A 23266-nucleotide genomic window follows, 5' to 3' on the forward strand; every position below is an offset into this window, starting at 1 on the left:
TTTAAGAATGCTTATTTTCAATTATTATTAGGTTAATTAAACTTAATTATGACTGATATATTTCAAGTACCAACTCCTGATAATGAACTTTTAGAAAAAGCAAAGCAACTTCGTCTGGCTTCAATTAAAACAAGTCAAACAAATAATGATGACAGAATTAGAGCCTTGAACTTAATGGCTGATTATTTAGAAAAAAACTCTAAAGAAATAATTGAGGCTAATATCGAAGATTATAAAAAAGCAGAAATTAAAGGAATTTCAAAATCCTTACTTTCTAGATTAAAGTTATCAAAAGAAAAACTTAATTTAGGAATTGAAGGGGTAAGAAAAGTTGGGAATTTGATTGATCCAGTTGGTCAAATTCAAATAAAAAGGGAACTTTCTAAAGGTTTAATCCTTGAAAGAAAAACAGTACCCATAGGAGTATTAGGAGTGATTTTTGAATCAAGACCCGATGCTGTAATGCAAATAAGCTCTTTGGCTATTAGGTCTGGAAATGGAGTAATGCTAAAAGGGGGAAGTGAAGCAAATTTAACTAATATTGCAATAGTTTCTGCACTTAAGGAGGGTTTGCAAGATTCAAATCTTGATGAAAATTCAATCTGTCTTCTCACAAGTAGAAAAGATAGTATGGCAATGTTGAATTTAGAAAAATATATAAACTTAATAATTCCAAGAGGAAGTAATGAACTCGTTAAATTTATACAAGAGAATACAGAAATTCCTGTCTTAGGTCATGCTGATGGAATTTGTCATTTATATATAGATAACGAAGTAAATATCGATATGGCTTTAAAAGTGGCTTTAGATAGTAAGATCCAATATCCAGCTGCATGTAATGCTGTTGAGACTCTTTTAATACATAAAGATACTGCCTCTGAATTTTTGAATAAGGCTATTCCAATGTTTAACTCTAACGATGTTAAATTGATTGGAGATAAAAAATCTTTTCAATTGGGTGTTGCTTTTGAAGCTAATTATGAGGACTGGCAAACTGAATATTTAGATCTTATTCTTTCTATAAAAATTGTTAATGATTTAGAAGAAGCAATTGCTCATATACAAAAATTTAGTTCAAAACATACAGATGGAATAATTACGGAAAATGTCATTAATGCTAATAAATTTATGAGCGAGATAGATAGTTCAGGTGTTTTTCATAATTGCTCAACAAGATTCGCAGATGGTTTTAGATATGGCTTTGGAGCAGAAGTTGGGATATCTACACAGACATTGCCCCCAAGAGGCCCAGTAGGACTAGAGGGGCTAGTAACTTATAAGTATTTTTTAAGAGGAGAAGGCCATATTGTTGATGATTTTTCATCTGGAAAATTAATCTATTCACATAAAGATGTTTAACTCATAGAAATGGAAACATATTTAAAAATTAAGGATATTAAACTTTGGGCAAGAGTTGGTGTTTTAGAACAAGAAAGGGACCTAGGTCAACTTTTTAGTTTAGATGTATTTTTATGGTCTGATTTTGAAAATTGTACTCAAAATGATGATATTAAAAGTACAGTTGATTATTCGAAATTAGTTAAAATATTAAAATATCAATCCAAGAAGATATGTTGCTTTACGATTGAGAAATATTCAAATGAAATTTTAAAAATTATTGATGAAGAGTTTCAACTTAGCAGAATTAAAATTATATTAACGAAATGTAAACCTCCAATTACTGGTTTTGATGGTGAGGTCTCAATAGTAAGAGTTTTTGAAAATAATTAACGGTATTGTCAAAAAGAAATCCCATAATATTAATTCATGGTCTCTGGAACACAGCAGATATATTTTCTTCGATAACTTCAAAACTTGATGAAATTGGAATTGAATATTTTGCCCCAACTTTAAAACATCAATATGGAATGACATCTATTGTTGAATTAACTAATTTATTAAATGATTTAATTTTAGAGAAATATGGGTATGAAAAAAAGCTTGATATTTTGGGTTTCTCGATGGGTGGAATAATTGGTAGATATTGGATTAAAAAATTAAATGGTTATAAAAGAACTAGAAGATTTATAACTATTGGGTCGCCTCATAAAGGAACTCTCGCATCTCAATTAATTCCTAAATATCCTTTTAAAGGAATATCTGAGATGAAAATAAATAGTCTCTTATTAAGAGAGCTTTCTAGATCCGATTATCTTCTTAGTGGAATTGATTGTATTAGCTTTTTTACTTATTGGGATCTTATGGTTTTCCCTGGATGGAGAGCTAGTTTGAACTCGGGGGAGAAAATATCATTAAAAACATATAAACATAAAAATTTAGTTAGAAATCCAAATGCCATCGATAAAATTGTCGACAGTCTACTTAATTAACAGATGATAGACCTAAATGTCTTATCAAAGAGTCGGTTTTTGGTTCTCTGCCTCTAAATAATTTAAATACCTCTAAAGGAGGGATACTTCCTCCAAGACTTAAAATTGTATCTTTGAATTTTTTACCTATTGCCTTTATATTTTGGTTATTTTCTAAGTCTGCCTCTTCAAACATAGAAAAAGCATCAGCACTCAAAACCTCGGCCCATTTATAAGAGTAATATCCAGCTGAATAACCTCCTGCAAATATGTGACTAAAGCAACAAAGAAATTTATCTTCTTCTATTGGTTTAATTACTGTTGTATTTCTGGATATTTCATTTCTGATCTCATTAGAATTTTTATCCTGATTATTATATAGATTGCTATGCAATCTTATATCTGTAATTGCAAAATGTAGTTGTCTTAGAGTAGCCATCCCGCAATTAAAAGTTCTATTCTTTACTAATTTTTCGAAATTCTCATTAGATAATTTCTCCCCAGTTTTATAGTGTTTCGCAATATTTAATAAAGTGTTTTTGTGAAAACACCAGTTTTCCATAAATTGACTTGGAAGTTCTACAGCATCCCATTCTACATTATTAATACCGGCTGCTTGTGGAAGATTTACTGTGGTAAGCATATGTTGAAGACCATGACCAAATTCATGAAACAAGGTCTGAACTTCATCAAAACTCATCAAGCTTGGTTTGTCTTTGGATGGCGGAGTTTGATTGCAAACTAAATAAGCAACAGGTAATGTATTTTTACCAATATTGTTTTTGTTAAGGCATTCGTCCATCCAGGCTCCTCCCCTCTTTGACTCGGGACGAGAGTAGGGATCCAGATAAAATGAAGCTATTTTTTCGTCGTCTTTATTTAGGATATTAAAAAACAAAACGTCATCATTCCATATAGGAGCTTCATTTCTGGCTTCAATTACTTTAATGTCGAAGAGCTTTTCACTAAGTTTAAAAAGACCTTTTAAAACATCATTCAGAGGGAACCAGGGCCTAAGTGATTCTTGATCTAAATTAAGTTTTTCCTTTCTGAGAAGCTCCGACCAATAGCTAATGTCCCATGATTGAAGATCTTCAGAGATAGGGAATCCATTATCTTTTGAAAACTTATTAAGTCTAACTAATTCATTTTTGGCTGTTTTAAAGGCAGGCTTTCTAATCTCCTCTAAAAGTTTTTCAACATTGTTAATTTCCTTAGCCATTTTTGTTGAAAGGCTTAATTCTGCCCAGCTTTCATAACCAAGGAGTTTAGCCTGTTTAGTCCTAAGAGATAGAATTTCTTCAATTATTTGAGAGTTATTTTTTTCTCCATGAGAGGCTCTGCTTACAAAAGCTTTATATAATTTTTCCCTGAGATTACGGTCATTGGCATATGTCATAAAGGCGGTATAGGTCGGAATATCTAAACTTAATCTCCATGGCCCATTTTTTGAATCAGCTTCTCCTTCTTTTTTTAAGAATTTGTGAGCTGATATTGACATCAATTCTAAAACCCTTTCTGGAACTCCATCTACTTGAGATTTATCATTTAGGATTAATGACCAAGAATTAGTGGCATCTAAAACATTATTACTGAAATTTGTAGATAGTTTTCCAAGCTCTTCAGAAATAACATTGAATTCTTTCTGGTTATCTATATCTAATGAAATACCTCTATGTTCCATTTCGAGAATTTCTTTATCTAGAATTCTATTTTTAATCTCATCAAAATTATTTGTTTCTTTAAGCTTTACCAGAGAATTATAAATAATTTTGCTTTGTCCAAACTTATTACTTAAATTAATAATTTCAGGTAGAAACTTTGAGTAAATTTCTCTTAAGCTTTCGGAATTTTTTACTCCATTAATATGGCTTATAACTCCCCAACTCCACCTTAAAATTTCATTTACTTCATTTAAAGGATTAATTACTTTGTCCCATTCTAAATTTTCTTGCTCCAAATAATTAGATAAAAATTTCTCAATGTTTTTGAAATCTAGATTTATTTTATCTATTACTTTTGGGAATTCTTGATTAATTCTATCTGAAGTAAATTTATTAAATTCTGGTAATTCTCCGTAATTAAAAATTGTAGATTCCATTTTATCGAAGATTAAAATTGGCTAAAGTTTGAGATTAACCCGACTAACTTAGCTAAAGTAAGTTGTTGACTGAGAGCGTTTGTTGAAGATTCATATAAATTTATGGCAATTTTTGGCCAAAAACCAATGACTAAAGTAGGCAATAATAAACTGAACCCAATTGTCAACTCTCTACCATTCATTTCTTTTACAGTAGCTAGCGCAGGTATTCTAGGTCCGAAAAATACTCTTCTACACATCGAAAGAAGATATATTGGCGTTAGGACAAGACCAATTGCTGCAATAAGAATTGTGATTGATCTAAAAAGTGAACTAAAACCCTCTTGACTTGTGATCCCTAAAAACACGGTGATTTCGCTTATAAATCCACTCATTCCAGGCAAGGCAAGAGAAGCTAATGAGCTCGCCAGGAAAAAAGCAAATGTTATTGGTAAGACTTTTGCTAAACCACCCATGTTTGGAATTGACAGAGTATTTGTTCTCTCATAGAAGGATCCTGTAACGAAGAACATTGCTGCTGCTATAAGCCCATGGCTTATCATTTGAAGCATTGCTCCGCTTATACCTAAAGCATCAACTGCTCCAATACCCAGAAGAACAAAACCCATATGACTTACTGAACTACATGCGATTCTTCTCTTTACGTTATCTTGTGCGAATGCATTTAAGGCTCCATAAATTATATTTATAATCCCAAGAATAATTAAAGCAGGTGCAAGTTGTAGATGCACTTCGGGTAATATTTGCACATTGAATCTTAAGAGAGCATATCCCCCCATCTTTAAAAGGATTCCCGCTAGTAACATTGATACTGGAGCATTAGCTTCCCCATGAGCATCAGGTAACCAAGTATGCAATGGGAAGATAGGAAGTTTAACTCCAAAACCTATTAAAAATCCTAAATAAGATAATAATGCGAGACTACCTGTTACATGTTTATTTGTTAATTCCGTAAGATTTAGGGTAAAGGTATCCCCGCTCAACGCAAGTGCAAGTCCACTTATAAGTATTAGTAAGGATGCTAAAGCGGTATAAAGAATAAATTTTGTAGCTGCATATAATTTTTTCTTGCCTCCCCAAATAGCAATAAGAAGGTAAACAGGAACCAGTTCTAATTCCCAAGCTAAGAAAAATAACAAGAAATCTTGAGATAGGAAAACTAATGCTTGAGCTGATGCCTGAACTAATAAAAGAGCAAAATATAAATTAGATTTTTTCTTTATCTTCCAACTAGCTGCAGCTGATAAAAATGTTATTAATCCACTCAAAGCTACTAATGGTGCAGATAATCCATCTACGCCAAGAGACCATTCTAAACCTATTGATGGTAGCCAAGTTAATCTTTCAACAAGTTGTAGCGAGCTATTTGTTGTATCAAATTTTTGGAAAAGTACTCCAATTATGAGAAGAAAATCTATAAATAAAAAACTTAATGAGATATTTCTTGGGAGTGTATTATCTTCTCCTTCCTTAGAACTTAAGAAAGGCATTATCAATGCCCCAATTAAGGGTAATAAAACAATAGAGGATAGTAAAGGAAAAGATTCTAAATTCATAGAATAATGAATAATTTTTTTATTCTAGTTGAAGTTGTTCTAGCTTGAGACTATAACATTAAAAATGCCTAAGTAAAACTACTTACCAGAGATGTCCCTAAATTGACTGCCTGTTGTTTGGACGTTCAAATATGGTGCTCTACTTGCCACGCCTGAGTTTTCCCAAGCTTTTACCATGGCTTGACTGACTTCTCTGCCATTATCCTTTTTACACAAAGCTAATATACTTGGCCCTGCCCCACTAATTGCACAGCCCAAAGCGCCAGCTTGTAGTGCGGCATCTTTAACTTCCAATCCACCTTTAATAAGCTTCCATCGGTATGGTTCATGTAATTTGTCAAACATTCCCTCTTTTATTAATTCATCATTACCTGTTTTTAAGCCGTTTAGTAATAACGTAAGTGCTCCCATATTTGTTACAGCATCAGAAATAGGTACATTCTTCGGCATTACTCTCCTTGCTTCACTAGTACTAAGACGTATAGCAGGTATCGCAACTACAGTTTTAATGGAATCGTGCCAGTCACATCTAATAATTCTCCATCTCTGAGAAGATGACCTGGCAGTTAAACAAAGACCCCCCAAAAGAGAAGGAACTACATTATCAGGATGACCTTCAATATCAATTGCAAGTTCTAAAAGTTTTTCTTTAGGTAAAGGGGAGTTCATAATCGCATTTGCTCCGATTAGTCCCGCAACTATTGCTGTGGCACTACTCCCTAGTCCGCGAGCGGGGGGAACTGCTAATTTCACTCTAGCTTCAAGGGCAAAAGGTTTGATATTTGCACTTTCCCATACTTTCTGTGCAGCCCTAAAAACTAAATTTTCTGGGCCTCCTCTTAAATGATTACCATCAGTACTCTCCATTATCAAATCAAATCGATCCCCGCCTCCATCTATTCTTGTAAATATAAATTCGTTATATAAATCTAACGCTGCGCCTAGACAGTCGAATCCAGGACCTAAATTAGCAGTTGTAGAAGGAACTGTTACTATAATTTTTTTTCCTACTTCTGGAGAAGACATATGAAGATTATTCTATTTGTGAAAGCATTTTTGCTCTGCAGGCTGCGCTAAATAATCCAAACTCTTCATCTAAGATTACATTCACAGGTATATTTTTAAGAATATCTTTTAATCTTCCTTTATCTGAAAATTGTTTCATAAATAAACCTGATTTAAAGTTTATGAAATGTTTTGGAGCGGTTCCTCCAGAAATCCATAACCCTCCATAACATAATTCTTGAAGAGCAACGTCACCCAACAAAGAAGCATAAGCATCTAACCATATTCTCTCAACTTGGATCATTATGTTATCCCCTTGATTAGAAAGATTACAAATTTCTTGAGGAAGTTCTTTTCTCAAATTATCAGAATATTTTAATTCTTTTAAGTATTTTTGTAGAGGATGGTTTTTGGCATCAGGTTTGCTAAGTCTCCATTCAGCTATTCTTGATAACCCAGTCCCACTAATGATTCTTTCACAGGATATTCTTTCAACTTTTAAAGAATATTTGAGCCAATTCTTTAATTCCCATTCTAAATCTGACTTTGGCGAGTATTCAACATGACCACCTTCGCTAGCTAAAACTTTTACTTCATTTCCAGATATTATGCCTTTTGCAATGCCTAGACCAGTTCCTGCTCCGACGATTGCATGTAAATCTTTATTGACCCCTACTGACCTGTCCCCCTTTTGAATAGCAGAATATTGATTTTTTTTTAAAAAAGGTATTCCATAAATTTGCACTGCAAAATCATTTACTAGCTCGCAACTTTTAAATTTAAATTTCTTTTTTAATCCATCGCGAGAAATATTCCACGATAAATTAATAATTTCTGCATTGTTATTAGATATGGGACCTGCCACTGCGAAACAAGCAGAAAAAGGATGATTAATGTTTTTGCATTCATTTTTTAAGAAATCTTTTAGAATTGTGTCAAATGAATCCCATTCAGAAGATACATATTTTTTTTTAAAAATTAAATAAGGAGTACAAGTATTAGCATCGTTTTTGAAAATTCCTAAAAGAACTTTTGTACCTCCTAGATCACAAGCAAGAAAATTCATTTGTCAAAATTATTCTGTTCTTCCTTTTTTTTCTATTAAATTATTCATTAATTTATAAAGATCATCTAACTTAAAAATTCCTAAATTTTTTCCATCCAAGGCTCTTAAAGCAACTGAATCAACTTCTTCTTCTTTATCGCCAATAACTGCAATTAACGGAATTCTTCCAATAGTTGCTTCTCTTATTTTATATCCTATTTTTTCATTTCTAATATCAACTTTCGAACGATATCCCTTAATATTTATTAATTGATTAAATTTCAAACATTTCTCAATATTCCTATCGGTAATGCTCAACAAAATTATTTGATAAGGTGCAAGCCAGATTGGGAATTTGGCTTCATATTGTTCTATTAAGATTCCTATAAATCTTTCAAAAGATCCCAAAATTGCCCTGTGTAGCATTACTGGATTTCTTTTTTCGTTATTTAAATCTACATAAGTTGCATCTAATCTTATAGGCATTGAGAAATCAACTTGAATTGTTCCACATTGCCAAATTCTATCTAGACAATCTTTTAAAGAAAATTCTATTTTTGGACCATAAAAAGCCCCTTCTCCAGGCTGTAATTCCCATTTAATACTTTTATTATCAAGAGCCTTCATAAGTGCCTCTTCTGATTTATCCCAAATATTTTCACTACCCACCCTTTTCTCAGGACGGGTTGATAATTTGATAATAATTTCATCAAAACCAAAAGTTTTATAAACCTCGAAAACAAGATCAATGAAAGTAGAAACTTCAGCTTGTATTTGTTCTTCTGTGCAGAAAATGTGTGCGTCGTCTTGAGTAAAATTTCTAACTCTCATTAAACCGTGCAATGCACCAGAGGGTTCATTTCTATGACAAGAACCAAATTCAGCAAGGCGAATAGGTAAATCTTTATAACTTTTTAAACCTTGATTAAATACTTGAATATGGCAAGGACAATTCATTGGTTTTATTGCATAAGTTCTATTTTCTGATGCCGTAGTGAACATATCTTCTCTGAATTTATCCCAATGACCTGATTTTTCCCAAAGAGATTTATCAACAGCTTGAGGGGTTTTAATTTCTAGATAATCATTTTTATTAAGTATTTCTCTTACATATTTTTCAAGAACTTGGTAGATTGTCCATCCATTTGGATGCCAAAAAATCATACCTGGAGATTCTTCTTGTATGTGAAAGAGTGAATGTTTTTTTCCAAGTTTTCTATGATCTCTTTTTTCCGCCTCTTCGATTCTTGTTAAGTAATCATTGAGTTCTTTCTCTTTAGCCCAAGCAGTTCCATAGATTCTCTGTAATGATTCATTTTCACTATTACCTCTCCAATATGAACCAGACAACTTTAATAATTTAAAATGTCTAAGGTGGCTTGTATTTGGAACATGAGGCCCCCTGCACATATCAATATATTCTTCGTGTTTATATAAATTGATGAGACCTTCATCAGGAATTTCTTCGATTATTCTTAACTTAAAAGTTTCATCTCTTTCTTGAAAAGTTTTAATTGCTTCTTTTTTGGTAACTTGTAAAATCTCAACATCATAATTTTTTTTAATTAAGTTATGAATTCTGTTTTCTATTTTTATTAAATCCTCAGGGGTAAATCTATATTCAGAAAAAATATCATAATAAAAGCCATTATCAATTACTGGACCGATTGCCATTTTTATATTTGGATAAAGTTGTTTAACGGCATGACCAATCAAATGAGCAAAGGAATGTCTAATTATCTCAATACCTTCTTTATCACGGGATGTAATTATTACCACTTTAGAATCATTATCTATGGGAAGTGTTGCATCAAAAAGAACATCATTTACTTTTCCTGCAATTGTTGCTTTGGCTAAGCCGGTTCCAATACTCTGAGCTATTTCTTTAATCGTTACAGGCTTTTCAAATACTTTTTTAGATCCATCTGGTAATGTTATTTCTGGCATGATTTATTTCTCTATTTCAAAGAATCCTAATTCAGATTTAACTCTACTAAGGGTTTTATTTGCCACTGCTTCAGCGTTCTCTTTACCATTGATAAGGATCTTATTTAACTCATATGGATCGTTAATCAGAACATGATATCTTTCCTGAATAGGTTTAAGCGATTCTACTATTTGTTCTGTAAATATTTTTTTAAATGTCCCCCATCCTGTTTGTGAAAAATCGTTCTCTAATTCAGAAACTTCTTTACCACTTAATAATGAATAAATCATTAAAAGATTTCTGGATTCAGGCCTCTCGGGATTATTAAATTCCATTCCCATATAACTATCACTTTTAGCTCTTTTTATTTTTTTTGTAATTATTTCAGGAGTATCTAACAAATTAATTCGACTACCCTCGTTAATGTCACTTTTGCTCATTTTTTTTGATCCATCATTTAAGCTCATTATCTTTGAACCTTTTTTCATAATTATTGGTTGAGGAATTTTTAATATGTTTTCTTCCTTACTAAATTTGGCATTAATTCTCTGTTGTGCAATATCTCTGGCAAGTTCTAAGTGTTGTTTTTGATCTTCCCCTACTGGAACATAATCAGCATCGTATAACAAAATGTCAGCAGCCATTAAGATTGGATAATCAAATAATCCAATAGAAACATTATTACCTTGCTGAACAGATTTTTCCTTGAATTGGATCATTCTTTCCATCCAATTTATCGGAGTCATGCAATTTAATATCCAACAAAGTTCTGAATGTGCAGATATCTGGCTTTGAACAAAAATAGAACAAATATTAGGATCTATACCACAAGCAACATATAAAGCTGCAGTGGAAAGTGTATTTTTAGAAAGTTGTTTGGGGTCATATTCTGTAGTAATTGCATGTAAATCCACTACGCAAAGAAATGTTTCATGCTTCTCTTGGAGTGAAACCCAATTGCTTATTGCGCCAAGCCAGTTACCAATATGTAAATCTCCTGTAGGTTGAACTCCAGAAAGAATCCTTTTTTTATTTGTCATCCACTTCTTCTTGTTCTTTTTTGATTTCTTTGATTTCTTTGATTTCTTCTTTGATTTCTTCTTTGTTAGGTTGAGTCTGTTCAATAGGTGTATTTTTAACTGGCCTTGCAAAAGGATCAGGAACTACTTTTTTACTTGTGTTTTCAAAAGCTGTCGCCTTACTCGGTGACGATGTGTTTTTGTTATTTCTTGCAAATTTTGTTATCGATTCCATTAAATCTTTATCTTCAATCATTTCGCTAAGTGTTCTAACTGAAAATCCTAAAACTGCGACTGTCGACTTGAGTTGAAAAGCCTCCTGTATTGATCTAACAGCTTTCATTTCATTATCACTTAATCTTATTCGAAATCCTCCTCCATCTCTATTTCCTCCAGATCTGTTCCTAAAGCTAGATCTATCATTATTACCACGGCTTCTGTAGTTCTCTTGACCATAATTATTGTCGTAATTGGAATTTGACATCTTAGAGATTCTTTTTTTTATTTAAACAGTCTATTAACTTAACACCTAGTTATGCAAGAAGTCTTAAATTGAACTTTAAAAATTTTTATCCATAATTGAAGAGTTATGTAATCTTTCTTTTTTTCATTCACAACTTGCACTAAAGTAGAAGAAGAAGGATATAAAATTATTGTGTTTGATATTAGTAAAGAAAACTTTTTAAAGAATTTAATAAAGTTCCCCAAAAAAAATATATTTATAATTCTACTTTTTTTAGGTTTCGGAGAATGGTTTTTAAGTGATTTAATAAATTTTGCAGGCGGTTCAATAGGCTTTTTTATTTTATGTTTTGGGGGATATTTTTACTTAAAGAGTGAAAAGCCAAAATTTAACGAGCCAAAGGACTTAGATGGTTGGATAAAACTTTGTAATGAAGATTTAGATTTCTTCGAAGAAATTGAATTACATAATAATTTAGAAAAACAAAATATTAATAGAAAAAAAGCTTTTGAATTAATACTTAATAGAGATAAAAAAGAGGAGATTTACTGTATTGGGCAGAAGAATTTTGACTCTAGTGCAACATTATTTAAAAATTACTTTAAAGAAGATAAGTTTAAATTGAATTTTATGGAAAAACTTCCAAAATATAATTCTTCTGAAATTGTTCCTGAAGTAATTTTAAATAGCGATGCTATTTTGTATTTTTTAAAATTACCTTTATCCGCTAATGATTTTTTGTGGTTAGAAAAACTTCCTAATAATATGCCCATTTGGTTAGTTGCATCATTTACAAAAGGATTAGATTTTAATAATGAAATAGAGGAAGTTAAGGCTCAGATTTCAGGAGAATATGCAAACAGAATAATTAGATTTGACAAAACTAAAAATAGCATTGCAAATATACCTTTTTCTTTGCGTAAGTTTTTTATAAGTTCAAATAATAATATTGAAAATACTAAAAAAAGACTTTTGAAGAGATTGCATATGAATTGGCAATCTGAGATTGAGGGGATAAGAAGAATGCAGTTGAAGGATTTACAGAGGAGAAATCAAATTATCGTTGCTACTTCTGTTTTCTTGTCTCCGATTCCATCAATAGATGTCTTATCAATGACTGTTTTAAATTCCTTAATGATTAAAGAAATTAAGTCTATATGGGGATGTAATTGGTCTCCAGAAATATTGGATAAAGTATCAAAACAAATAATCAAGACTGCAATTGCACAGGGAGTAATTGAATGGAGTGGTCAGACTTTAATAGGCTTAACAAAATTGCATGGCCCAAATTGGTTAGTAACTGGTGCATTCCAAGCAATAAGCGCAGCATATTTAACAAGAGTAGTATCAAGTTCATTGGCCGATTTCATGGCTTTAACAAAAGGAGTCTCAGAACCTGATTTGGAATTTATAAAAGAAAACTCCGATAAGATCGTTGAAAGAGCCTTTGAAAATGAAAAAATAAATTGGAAATCTTTGATACCAGAGTTAAATATTCCATTGATTCGATTAACCTAATAATTCCAAAATTTAGAATTATTGTAAAGAAAATTATGAAAAAAAAGTTATTGCTCTTTGTATTTTCTTTCCTAATATTTCTTACTGCAAATTCTTGCAAAAGGAATGCGTTTGAAAAAGAAACTAACAAAGAAGTAATTTTGGCAAGTTTTACAGTCCTAGCAGATATTATTGAAAATGTTGCTAAAGATGAGTTTGTTGTTAAATCAATTATTAAACCAGGAGTTGAAGTTCATGGTTATCAGCCAACTCCAAGTGATCTTATAAAAGCTTCCAAAGCCTTTGTTTTTATTGATAATGGATTTGGATTTGAATTGTGGGCTGAGAAATTTGTTTCAAACTTACAAATTAACAGAGTAACTATTTCAAATAGATTAGAACCGATTTTTATAAGTGAAGATTTCTATAAAGGTAAACCTAATCCTCATGCTTGGATTTCTCCTAAAAGGGGAATGATTTATGTAGATGTTATCGTTGATTATTTATCAGAATTAAAACCATCGGAAGCAGAATCATTTAAAAATAACGGACAAATTTACAAGAATAAAATCGCTAAAATAGATGAAGATTTTTCACTTTTTATTAATAATCTTGAGAAAAATAATAGGTATCTAGTAACTTGTGAAGGAGCATTCTCTTATCTCACAAATGATTACGGATTAAAAGAAGCTTATTTATGGCCAGTTAATGCTGAAAGTCAAATTACACCGAAAAGAATGGCAAGAACAATTTCTTTGGTAAAAAATAAAAATATCCCATCGGTCTTTTGTGAAAGCACTGTAAGTAATGAATCACAAATGGTTGTTGCCAGGGCAACAGGAGCAAAGTTTGGGGGAGATCTTTTTGTTGATTCCATTTCTCAAGATAATAAGAGTGCTAATACTTATTTAAAAATGCTTCAACATAATTTGACTCTTATTAAAAAAGGGCTCAATTAAAAATATGGATGAACTTAATTATAAAAGTTATAGAATTGAGGCAGAAAATATCTGTGTTGATTATCACGGAAAAGTTGCTTTATATGATGCGAATTTAAGATTAAAGGCTGGACAAATTTGTGGATTAGTAGGAATGAATGGTGCGGGGAAAACAACTTTTTTTAATGCCTTAACTGGTTTTGTAAATATCTCAAAAGGTAAAATAAGAATAAATGGTGAGTCTTTAAGAATTGCTCAACTAGATCAGTCAATTGCATATGTTCCTCAAAGTGAAGGAATTGATAGTCAATTTCCAGTAAGTGTATGGGATGTTGTAATGATGGGTCGATATGGGTCAATGAATATTCTGAGATCGCCAAGAGAATCAGATATTCAAGCTGTTAAGGATGCTATAGAAAGAGTTGATCTTATGGAACTTTCATCTACCCCAATTGGCAATTTATCTGGGGGACAAAGGAAAAGAACTTTTTTAGCAAGAGCTATTGCACAACGGGCATCAATTCTATTACTTGATGAACCCTTTGCGGGAGTTGATATTAGAACTGAAAAACTTATATCAGAATTATTTATTCAATTTAAAAATGAGGGAAAAACAATTTTGCTATCTACTCATGATATGATTCATGTTCGTGAATTTTGTGATTTAGTCCTTTTAATAAATAAGACAGTTGTTGCATATGGAGAGACTTCGGAAGTATTTACCCCAGAAAATATTACAAGTACTTTTGGAGGGATGTCGCCAGATGTCTTGTTTGGACCTGAATCTTAAAATCTAGTTTTATGGATCTATGCTTTTTATCTATAAACATAACTTCTTTTGTAGCAGATCCTTTATCTCATGAATTTATGAGAAAAGCTCTATTGATGAGCTCATTAGTAGCAGCTGTTTGTGGATTTTTATCTAGTTATTTAACACTTAAAGGTTGGGCTTTAATGGGAGATGCGGTATCTCACTCTGTAATGCCTGGGGTTGTTGTGGCTTATGCTTTGGGACTTCCTTTCTCGCTTGGGGCTTTCATTTTTGGAGTTGGTTCTGTAGCTTTAATAGGCTTTGTTAAACAAAAATCCAGAGTTAAAGAAGATACCGTAATTGGCTTGGTTTTTACAGGTTTTTTTGCTCTTGGAATAGTTTTAGTTTCAAAGATTAAAAGTAATATTGATCTTCACTCAATTCTTTTTGGTAGCCCTCTAGGGATTTCTCTCTCAGATGTAAAACAGACGGTATTTATTTCTCTATTAGTGGTAATACTATTGTCAGTTTTTAGGAAAGACTTAATACTTTATTGTTTTGATCCAAGACACGCAAAAACAGTAGGAATTAATGTCTTATTTCTTCATTATTTATTACTTACATGCTTGTCTTTAGCGGCTGTAGTTGGATTACAATCTGTTGGAATAGTTCTAGTTGTTGCAATGCTGATTACTCCTGGTGCAACGGCATATTTATTAACAGATAAGTTTGATAATATGACCATCATTTCAGTAATTAGTGCAATCATTTCAAGTGTATTTGGAATTTATTTTAGCTTTTGGTTTGATCTTGAAACTGGCGGCTCAATTGTATTAGTTCAAACGTTTATATTTTTATTTGCTTTTTTATTTGCTCCAAGATACGGGATATTTAAATTTAAAAAACTATTCTCTAGTTATTAGTGAAAAATGGATAATTACCTAAATAATAAAAGTTGGAATTGGTGGCCTTTATTTCCCCTATATCCATATGGAAAAAAGAAAACTATTCTTAGAGAAATAATTCCTAACGAAATATGGTCTTTGGAACAGATTCAGGGTTTATATTATGTTGCAGTGCCAATCAGAATGACAGTAATAAAGGTTAATAATGGACTAATGCTAATTAACCCTTTACCCCCTACGAAGGAACTTGTAAATTCATTAGAAGAATTAATTTCAATTTATGGAAAAGTAAAGACAATTGTGCTCCCTAGTGCTTCTGGATTAGAACATAAAATTGGATTACCAGCATTAGTTAGAGTTTTCAAGGATGCTGAGATTTGGTTATGTCCTGGCCAATGGAGTTTTCCTATTAATCTTCCTTTAGATTTTCTTGGAATCCCATCGAAACGGACAAAGATACTTTTTAAAGATGGAACTCCTTATGAAGAATGTTTTAAATGGTGTTCATTAGGACCTTTGAATTTAGGACTTGGAACATACCAGGAGGTGAGTTGTTTTCATCTTTCAACAAGGACACTACATGTTACAGACGCTATAGTTGGCATCGAATCAACGCCTCCAGAAATATTTGACTTTGACCCAACCCCTTTATTATTTCATTCGAGAGATCGAGGCGATGAACCTATTCTTGATAATGTTGAATCTAGAAAAAAAGGTTGGGCAAGAATTGTATTGTTTTCATCTTTTTTAAAACCAGGAAAGTTAAATATTCCCTCTCTGAAACAAATTATCAAATACTCTTTTAAAGAAGGTCTTCGAAATAAGAAATCACATTTTGGAATTTACCCTTTTTTATGGGATGAAGATTGGGAATCATCTTTAGTTGAAATAATGGGTGAAAATATACCAAAAATTCAGATTGCTCCTGTATTGCAAAATTTAATATTTCCTAGATCAAAACAAGTACTTCTTGGATGGCTAGAAAAAATTAAAACTTATGAAAATATGGAATATTTGATATCAGCTCATTATTCTGCCCCTATTAATTTCAAAGAAGAAAATTGTCAGAATTTGATAGATGAAATTAATTCAGATAAATGGAATAAATTACCAGATGATAATGAATTCCTTGTTAATTTATATAAAAAATTATTTGAATTGGGGATAATTCCAAAAAAAGTAAATGTTTAGAGATTTATTCTTCCTCAATGGACATGTCTTCATCACTTTTTAGTGTTTGTTCAAGCTCTTTCCTTTGCTCCATTTGTCTCAAGAAATATCCTGTCATCATTGCAGAAGAAAGTAAATTAGCGATATTATCTTTTGAAGATGTTATTTTTACATCAAATTGATCAGATGGCAACATCCCTAGAAGACCTTGAACATTGTGCCTTATTATTTCTTGAATATCTTCACTAGCCGATTTGGCTACTCTCTGCAAAACTTCTGGAGACTGTTTTTGTAGATATTGAATCAAATCATTCTCATCATTTGGATCATTATTTTCAGTAGCTAGAAATTCAGGATTGAACATTTAGGCATCTTCAACTTATAAAAACCCTACAACACCATGAACCCTTTAAACTGCATTATTAAGACTAGGGAACCGAATAGGGCCAATTTTATTTAATGGCCAATATCTAAAAATAGCCTTTCCTATTACTTTTTCATAAGGAAGAAATCCCCATATATGAGAATCCATACTGTTATTTCTGTTATCTCCCATTACCCATAGTGATTTCTCAGGAACATAATATGGACCTGTTGAATAGTTGATGTTCTTATCAGAAATATAATTATTTTGAGCAATATCATTTAAATATAAATTACCTTCTTTTACTTCTACTTTATCTCCAGGGACCCCAATTACCCTTTTGATTAACGCAATATCTGATTCATACCCAGCTTCAATTAATTGTTCTGGAACATTAAAAACAATGATTTTATTTTTTAATTTAGATAAGTTTGATTTAGAAGTGATTTTTGGAGTTAACTTTTCAACTAATATTTTGTCTTGGATTTGAAGGGTCGGGAGCATAGATCCTGAGGGAATCCACCTTGGTTCGATTACTTGCCATCGTATAATTAAAGCAATTATTATCCAAATAAAAAGATTTTTAAAATCATTTAGTATTGAACTTTTTTTTCCTGCTGGATTTTGCATTGTTTAATTATTTATTTGTAAAAAGGAATTTCTAAAGTATTTATATAAATTATGACATCATCTATAGAATGCCAAAATTTCTTTAGAAGTTTACAACTTTTAGATCTTTTTACAAAAATAGGGGTTAAAAATTTAATTTTATGTCCAGGCAGTAGATCAGCTCCTTTAGCAATAGCCGCAGGAGAGTTAAATAAACGTAAGATCTTAAATGTATTTAATTCCATAGACGAGAGATCTGCTGGGTTTCATTCGCTTGGAATTTCTACTGCATCTGGAGATGTTTCATTAGTTGTTACGACATCTGGAACTGCAGTTGGGAATTTATTGCCTGCAGCCATTGAAGCAGATAAATCATGTAAATCAATTGTATTCATAACAGCTGATAGACCTTCAAGGTTAAAAAATTGTGGTTCTAATCAAACAGTAAATCAAGAGGAATTTTTGAATTCAGTTTGTAGAAGTAATTTGAGTACTAATTTAAATGGAATTCATGAAAATAATGATGATGACATTTTGAAAATAGTAGAAACTATAAAAAAACAAATACTCCAATCGCCTGGACCTATTCATTTAAATATTCCATTTGAAAAACCTTTAGATATATCTTTGAATAATAAAAAAAAGAATTTCGAGGTTTTTGAAAGATTTTATTTAAATAAAACCTATCAATTCTTAAAAAATGATAATCAGAACAAAAATATTCAATTTTCTGAAAAATTTTTTAAAAGGATAAATTTGTCTAATCCTGGAATTATTATTGTTGGCCCATATCAGGGTTCTACTAAAGATTTGGATTCTTTTAATAGTGCTTTAAAAAAATTACAAGAAATTACAGGATGGCCTGTTCTTGTTGATCCTGTTTCAGGCGTTTCAGCTGAATTGAGAGGTTTAGTTGAAAATTGGGAATTAATTCTTAAAACAAATAAAAATATTATTCAATGTGATCAGATCTTGAGGCTTGGTCCTCTTTCATCTTCTAATGATTTAGAGGATTTTTTATTAAATTTTGAAGGGTTACAAATTCTTGTAAAAGAAAATAATATAAGAAAACTAGATCCTATAAAAAAATCTTTAGAATATGATTTTGGAATAAGAAATTTTGTTAACCAACTTTTAGGAGCATTTTCAAATGACAAAAATAAGAATAAACCTTTAATCAATTTGGGAAAAATCTTAATCAAAGAAGGAGCAAAAATAAAGGAAATTTTAAAAGAACAACTATTTTCAAATACTGAAATAACAGAATATAAACTTGCAAATTTTGTACCAAAAATTTGGCCAGAAAATTATCCTATTATGCTCTCAGCTAGCAGTCCTATTAGAGATTGGCTCACATTCTCTGAAAATGCGACTTTAACAAGAGAATGTTTTAGCTTCAGAGGGGCTTCAGGTATAGATGGAACTTTATCACTTGCTTTAGGTATTGCAAGAATAACTAAACCTGTACTTCTGGTTACTGGAGATTTGGCATTAATTCATGATATCAATGGGTTTCTTATTGAAAATGCAATTGAATTAAATTTAACTATCTTATTAATCAATAATAATGGTGGAAATATATTTAATAATTTATATAAAAATAATTTAGAAGAAGAGGAATTAAAGAAACTTTTCATAATGCCTAAATCTATAAATTGGGAAAACCTAGCAAAAGGTTATCAAGTACCAATTAAAAATGTTTCAGATTTGAATAAATTAAGAGAAGCTTTTGAATCGAGCCTTTCTATGCAAAAATCAGTAATAATTAAAGTCGATATTAATGTTGAAAACGAAATGAAAGGAAGAAATTTAATTTTAAAAAAAATTCTCACAAGTTAATGAATTTACTTTTTCAAACTATCTAAATCTATGAAAATTTTACCTGGAAAAACTTACTCAAATTGGACAGAATGGAAATCCTATGAAGATATCTTGTTTCATAAAAGTGGAGATGGGATAGCAAGAATCGCAATTAATCGACCTGAGAAAAGAAACGCATTTCGTCCAAAAACTGTTTGTGAGATGTTAGATGCTTTCAATCTTGTTAGAAACGATGAGAAGATCGGAGTTGTACTTCTAACAGGTGCAGGTCCAGATAAAAAAGGGGTGTTTTCGTTTTGTTCAGGAGGGGATCAAAGTATTAGAGGTCAAAATGGATACGAAGATGATGAGGGTAATCAAAGACTAAATGTATTGGAATTGCAAAGGTTAATAAGAACTTTACCTAAAGTGGTTATAGCTTTAGTGCCCGGTTTCGCAATAGGGGGAGGGCAAGTTTTACAGCTTATTTGTGATCTAAGTATTGCTTCTGAAAATGCAATATTTGGACAAACAGGTCCTAGAGTTGGGAGCTTTGATGCAGGATTTGGATCAAGCTATTTAGCAAGATTGGTGGGACAAAGAAAGGCAAGAGAAATTTGGTTTTTGTGTAGAAAATATAATTCTAAAGAAGCCTTGGAAATGGGTTTGGTAAATGCGATTACAAAGATTGAAGAATTAGAAGCTGAGGGTGTAATCTGGGCAAGAGAGATTCTACGAAATAGTCCAACTGCTATTCGAATACTTAAGGCGTCATTTAATGCTGAGTGTGATGGAATAGCAGGTATTCAAGAATTATCTGGGTACACAACTCAGCTATTTTATTCAACGGATGAAGCAAAAGAGGGCAGAGATGCCTTCCTTGAGAAACGGCCACCTGATTTTTCTGATTACGGATGGACGCCTTAATAGCTTCTTACTCTTTAAAAAGCACTTTTTATAATAAATAATCTAATGAGAATTCTTCTTGCTGCTGCTGAATGCGCTCCAATGATCAAAGTTGGAGGCATGGGAGATGTAGTTGGTTCATTACCACCCTCATTGATAAAACTTGGTCACGATGTAAGAGTTATAATCCCTGGCTATGGCAAATTATGGAATCTACTAGAAGTATCAAGCGAACCAGTATTTAGAGCAAATACTATGGGAAATGATTTCTCTGTGTATGAAGCAAAACATCCAATACATAATTACGTAATATACCTAGTTGGACATCCAACTTTTGATTCGGGCCAAATATATGGAGGAGAAGATGAAGACTGGCGATTTACATTTTTTGCTAGTGCTACTGCTGAATTTTCCTGGAATTGTTGGAAGCCCCAAGTTCTACATTGCCATGATTGGCACACGGGTATGATTCCAGTATGGATGCATCAAGATCCTGAAGTAAGTACTGTTTTTACGATACATAATTTAAAATATCAAGGACCATGGAGATGGAAGCTTGAAAAAATGACCTGGTGTCCATGGTATATGCATGGAGACCATACAATGGCTGCTGCAATGTTGTATGCAGATAGAGTTAATGCAGTTTCTCCAACATATGCTGATGAGATAAAAACTCATGAGTATGGAGAAAGTCTTGAGGGATTATTGAATTATATTTCTGGGAAATTAAGAGGTATCCTCAACGGGATTGATCTAAATGAATGGGATCCTGATAAAGATAAAGTGTTGCCTGCACAATTTAATATTAAAAATTTAGAAAGTAGATCAGAAAATAAGATTATTCTTCAGAAAGAAATGGGACTTGAGGTCAATAGTAAAAAATATCTTTTAGGTATGGTAAGTAGGCTAGTGGACCAAAAAGGTGTTGATTTAGTTTTGCAAGTTTCCCGAAGATTACTCGCATATACAGATTCTCAAATTGCAATTTTAGGAACAGGTGATAGATCTTTAGAATCTGGATTATGGCAATTAGCCTTAGATTATCCTGGAAGATTTTCAGTGTTTCTTACTTATGATGATTCTTTATCAAGGCTTATATATGGAGGGTCTGATGCATTCTTAATGCCAAGCCGATTTGAACCCTGCGGTATCAGTCAATTACTTGCTATGAGATATGGATCAATTCCAATAGTAAGAAGAGTTGGAGGCTTGGTTGATACTGTTTTGCCTCATGATCCAGAAAATAATAGTGGTACAGGTTTTTGTTTTGATCGATTTGAACCGATTGACTTTTATACTGCTCTAGTAAGATCGTGGGAGGCATTTAGGCATAAAGATAGTTGGAAATCATTACAACTCAGAGCGATGAGTCAAGAATTTAGTTGGCAGAGATCGGCATTAGAATATGAATCGATGTATAAAGATGTATGTGGCATAAAGGCGCCATCCCCGGATATTGCTGAAGTTGAAAAGTTTTCTTATGGGCAATCTGCTGATCCTTCTCTTAAAAAAATGTGATCTAAGTTTTAATGGATTTTTCTGTACATGATGTTAATAAGATTTTAGGTAATATAAAAAATTGGGATAATCTTACAAATCAATTTCAAAGTTTTAAAAAAATTAGTATAGATAGTCGTACAATATTAAGTTGCGAACTTTTTATTGCTATAAAAGGTACAAATTTTGATGGACATAATTTTCTTAGTGAGGTTATAAAAAAAGGAGGAAAAGCTGTTGTAATTAAAGATGGGATGCAAAATTTATTACCTAATAAGTTCCCTTTTTGGACCGTTCCGGATACTTTAGAGGCTTTTCAGAAATTAGCATTATTTAAAAGAAGAAAATTAAATATACCTGTTGTAGGAATTACAGGATCAGTTGGTAAAACAACTACAAAAGAAATGATGGGAGAGGTTTTAAAGCAATTAGGGAAAATCAAATTAAGTCAGTTAAATTTTAATAATGAAATTGGGGTAGGACTCACCATACTTGATTCTGACTTGAAAGATAAAACTTTAGTACTTGAGATGGGGATGAGAGGCCTTGGGCAGATTGAAAATTTGTCCAAATTTTCTGAACCTGATATCGCAGTTATTACAAATATTGGAAGCTCTCATATTGGAATACTAGGCTCAAAAGAAAATATCACTAATGCAAAATGCGAAATAACTAAACATTTAAACCCGAAGGGCGTTGTAATTATTCCTGCAAATGATTTGCTTTTAGAGGAAACTTTAAAAAAAAATTGGAATGGAAGAATTATTAAAGTAGAACTAATAGATAGAAATCAAAAAGCTCAGAGTATTAAAAAAAGTAATTTACAAGGATTTTTTAATAGATCTAATAATTCTGTAATGATAGAAGGTAAAATCTTTGAAATATCTTTTCAAGGTTTTCACAATGCATTTAATTTTTTATTTGTGTATGCGGTTGCAAAAGAGTTCGGAATAGAATTCAAAAATACTAACAAATTTAATTTTGTCAGTTTAAACGGAAGGAATAAAATCCTGAAATCAAACAAGACAACTATATATGATGAAACCTATAACGCTTCTCCAGAATCAGTAAAAGCATGTATTGATAATTTATTAGATAATCCAAATAATCATTTTTTAATTTTTGGTAGTATGCAGGAATTAGGTAATAAAAGTAAAAAATACCATAAGTATCTTTTTGACTTTATAAATAGATCAGACATAAAAAAATGTATTTTTATTTGTGATAAAAATGAAGAAATCTATTATGAAGATTATTTAAAAAAGAGTACTAAATTTTTATTCCTTAATGAGATAAACAAAGTTGGTGAAACTATAAATAAATATACAAAAAAGGGCGATTTCATCCTTATTAAAGGTAGCCGTTGTTGGAAGCTTGAAAAAGTTATTAAATCAATTGATTAAT

21 protein-coding genes are annotated in these 23266 nt (G+C 31.6%); 12 read left to right on the top strand and 9 right to left on the bottom strand.

Annotated features, from left to right (window positions below; translation table 11 throughout):
- Nucleotides 1–48 precede the first annotated feature (48 nt).
- The 3 genes from ACTF45_RS04135 to ACTF45_RS04145 are packed head-to-tail and all read left to right on the top strand — an operon-like array spanning nt 49 to nt 2330.
- Nucleotides 49–1359, top strand: coding sequence for a glutamate-5-semialdehyde dehydrogenase (locus ACTF45_RS04135; RefSeq protein WP_288347516.1), 1311 nt, complete (start codon nt 49–51; stop codon nt 1357–1359).
- A gap of 9 nt (nt 1360–1368) precedes the next feature.
- Complete coding sequence (gene folB / locus ACTF45_RS04140) at nt 1369–1731, top strand: dihydroneopterin aldolase (protein WP_438949388.1); 363 nt, start codon at nt 1369–1371, stop codon at nt 1729–1731.
- Between the two features lie 5 nt (nt 1732–1736).
- Nucleotides 1737–2330: an esterase/lipase family protein gene (locus ACTF45_RS04145; RefSeq protein ID WP_288347513.1), complete on the top strand. Its 594-nt coding sequence runs from the start codon at nt 1737–1739 to the stop codon at nt 2328–2330.
- Here the strand turns inward: ACTF45_RS04145 and ACTF45_RS04150 are convergent.
- From ACTF45_RS04150 to ACTF45_RS04180, 7 genes are all read right to left on the bottom strand, one after another.
- Complete coding sequence (locus ACTF45_RS04150) at nt 2323–4410, bottom strand: M3 family metallopeptidase (protein ID WP_438949389.1); 2088 nt, start codon at nt 4408–4410, stop codon at nt 2323–2325. The two genes, ACTF45_RS04145 and ACTF45_RS04150, sit on opposite strands and share 8 nt — an antisense overlap.
- A gap of 11 nt (nt 4411–4421) precedes the next feature.
- Nucleotides 4422–5966, bottom strand: a complete 1545-nt coding sequence (locus tag ACTF45_RS04155) for an NAD(P)H-quinone oxidoreductase subunit 4 (RefSeq protein ID WP_438949390.1) — start codon at nt 5964–5966, stop codon at nt 4422–4424.
- Between the two features lie 78 nt (nt 5967–6044).
- On the bottom strand, nt 6045–6992 hold the full coding sequence (thrB, locus tag ACTF45_RS04160) for a homoserine kinase (protein WP_288347682.1): 948 nt from the start codon (nt 6990–6992) through the stop codon (nt 6045–6047).
- Between the two features lie 7 nt (nt 6993–6999).
- Nucleotides 7000–8037, bottom strand: coding sequence for a glucokinase (gene glk / locus ACTF45_RS04165; RefSeq protein WP_438949391.1), 1038 nt, complete (start codon nt 8035–8037; stop codon nt 7000–7002).
- Between the two features lie 9 nt (nt 8038–8046).
- Complete coding sequence (gene thrS / locus ACTF45_RS04170) at nt 8047–9963, bottom strand: threonine--tRNA ligase (protein ID WP_288347679.1); 1917 nt, start codon at nt 9961–9963, stop codon at nt 8047–8049.
- Between the two features lie 3 nt (nt 9964–9966).
- The gene (trpS, locus tag ACTF45_RS04175) at nt 9967–10983 is read right to left on the bottom strand and encodes a tryptophan--tRNA ligase (RefSeq protein ID WP_288347677.1); all 1017 of its coding nucleotides are present in this window, start codon (nt 10981–10983) and stop codon (nt 9967–9969) included.
- Nucleotides 10973–11446: a hypothetical protein gene (locus tag ACTF45_RS04180; RefSeq protein ID WP_438949392.1), complete on the bottom strand. Its 474-nt coding sequence runs from the start codon at nt 11444–11446 to the stop codon at nt 10973–10975. The genes trpS and ACTF45_RS04180 overlap by 11 nt, the downstream gene beginning before the upstream one ends.
- Before the next feature lie 171 nt (nt 11447–11617).
- On the opposite strand from ACTF45_RS04180, the gene ACTF45_RS04185 reads away from it, so the two are divergent.
- From ACTF45_RS04185 to ACTF45_RS04205, 5 genes are read left to right on the top strand one after another with little or no spacing between them, the layout of a single operon-like run.
- Nucleotides 11618–12943, top strand: coding sequence for a YcjF family protein (locus ACTF45_RS04185; RefSeq protein ID WP_438949393.1), 1326 nt, complete (start codon nt 11618–11620; stop codon nt 12941–12943).
- Nucleotides 12944–12978: 35 nt separating this feature from the next.
- Nucleotides 12979–13881 (top strand): metal ABC transporter substrate-binding protein, encoded by a 903-nt coding sequence (locus ACTF45_RS04190; protein ID WP_438949394.1) that lies wholly within the window; start codon nt 12979–12981, stop codon nt 13879–13881.
- A 4-nt stretch (nt 13882–13885) separates the two neighbouring features.
- Nucleotides 13886–14650: a metal ABC transporter ATP-binding protein gene (locus ACTF45_RS04195; protein WP_288347669.1), complete on the top strand. Its 765-nt coding sequence runs from the start codon at nt 13886–13888 to the stop codon at nt 14648–14650.
- 11 nt (nt 14651–14661) lie between these two features.
- The gene (locus tag ACTF45_RS04200; RefSeq protein WP_438949395.1) at nt 14662–15534 is read left to right on the top strand and encodes a metal ABC transporter permease; all 873 of its coding nucleotides are present in this window, start codon (nt 14662–14664) and stop codon (nt 15532–15534) included.
- Between the two features lie 6 nt (nt 15535–15540).
- A complete protein-coding gene (locus ACTF45_RS04205) occupies nt 15541–16707 on the top strand; it encodes a DUF4336 domain-containing protein (protein WP_438949396.1) in 1167 nt (388 codons plus the stop codon).
- Nucleotides 16708–16711: 4 nt separating this feature from the next.
- Here the strand turns inward: ACTF45_RS04205 and ACTF45_RS04210 are convergent, their stop codons facing one another.
- Entirely contained in the window at nt 16712–17050 is a 339-nt protein-coding gene (locus ACTF45_RS04210) for a DUF760 domain-containing protein (RefSeq protein WP_288347663.1), read from the bottom strand.
- A gap of 45 nt (nt 17051–17095) precedes the next feature.
- On the bottom strand, nt 17096–17680 hold the full coding sequence (gene lepB, locus ACTF45_RS04215; RefSeq protein WP_438949397.1) for a signal peptidase I: 585 nt from the start codon (nt 17678–17680) through the stop codon (nt 17096–17098).
- A 51-nt stretch (nt 17681–17731) separates the two neighbouring features.
- Here lepB and menD point away from each other — a divergent pair, with 51 nt between their 5' ends.
- The 4 genes from menD to ACTF45_RS04235 are packed head-to-tail and all read left to right on the top strand — an operon-like array spanning nt 17732 to nt 23265.
- Complete coding sequence (menD, locus tag ACTF45_RS04220; RefSeq protein WP_288347660.1) at nt 17732–19498, top strand: 2-succinyl-5-enolpyruvyl-6-hydroxy-3-cyclohexene-1-carboxylic-acid synthase; 1767 nt, start codon at nt 17732–17734, stop codon at nt 19496–19498.
- Between the two features lie 30 nt (nt 19499–19528).
- On the top strand, nt 19529–20386 hold the full coding sequence (gene menB / locus ACTF45_RS04225) for a 1,4-dihydroxy-2-naphthoyl-CoA synthase (protein ID WP_438949398.1): 858 nt from the start codon (nt 19529–19531) through the stop codon (nt 20384–20386).
- 45 nt (nt 20387–20431) lie between these two features.
- Nucleotides 20432–21883 carry a glycogen synthase GlgA gene (gene glgA / locus ACTF45_RS04230; RefSeq protein ID WP_288347656.1) on the top strand — a complete coding sequence of 484 codons (1452 nt, stop codon included), beginning with the start codon at nt 20432–20434 and terminating at the stop codon, nt 21881–21883.
- Nucleotides 21884–21894: 11 nt separating this feature from the next.
- A complete protein-coding gene (locus ACTF45_RS04235; protein WP_438949399.1) occupies nt 21895–23265 on the top strand; it encodes a UDP-N-acetylmuramoyl-tripeptide--D-alanyl-D-alanine ligase in 1371 nt (456 codons plus the stop codon).
- The last annotated feature ends 1 nt before the right edge of the window (nt 23266 follow it).

Source organism: Prochlorococcus sp. (assembly GCF_965655815.1).
GTDB lineage: Bacteria > Cyanobacteriota > Cyanobacteriia > PCC-6307 > Cyanobiaceae > Prochlorococcus_A > Prochlorococcus_A pastoris.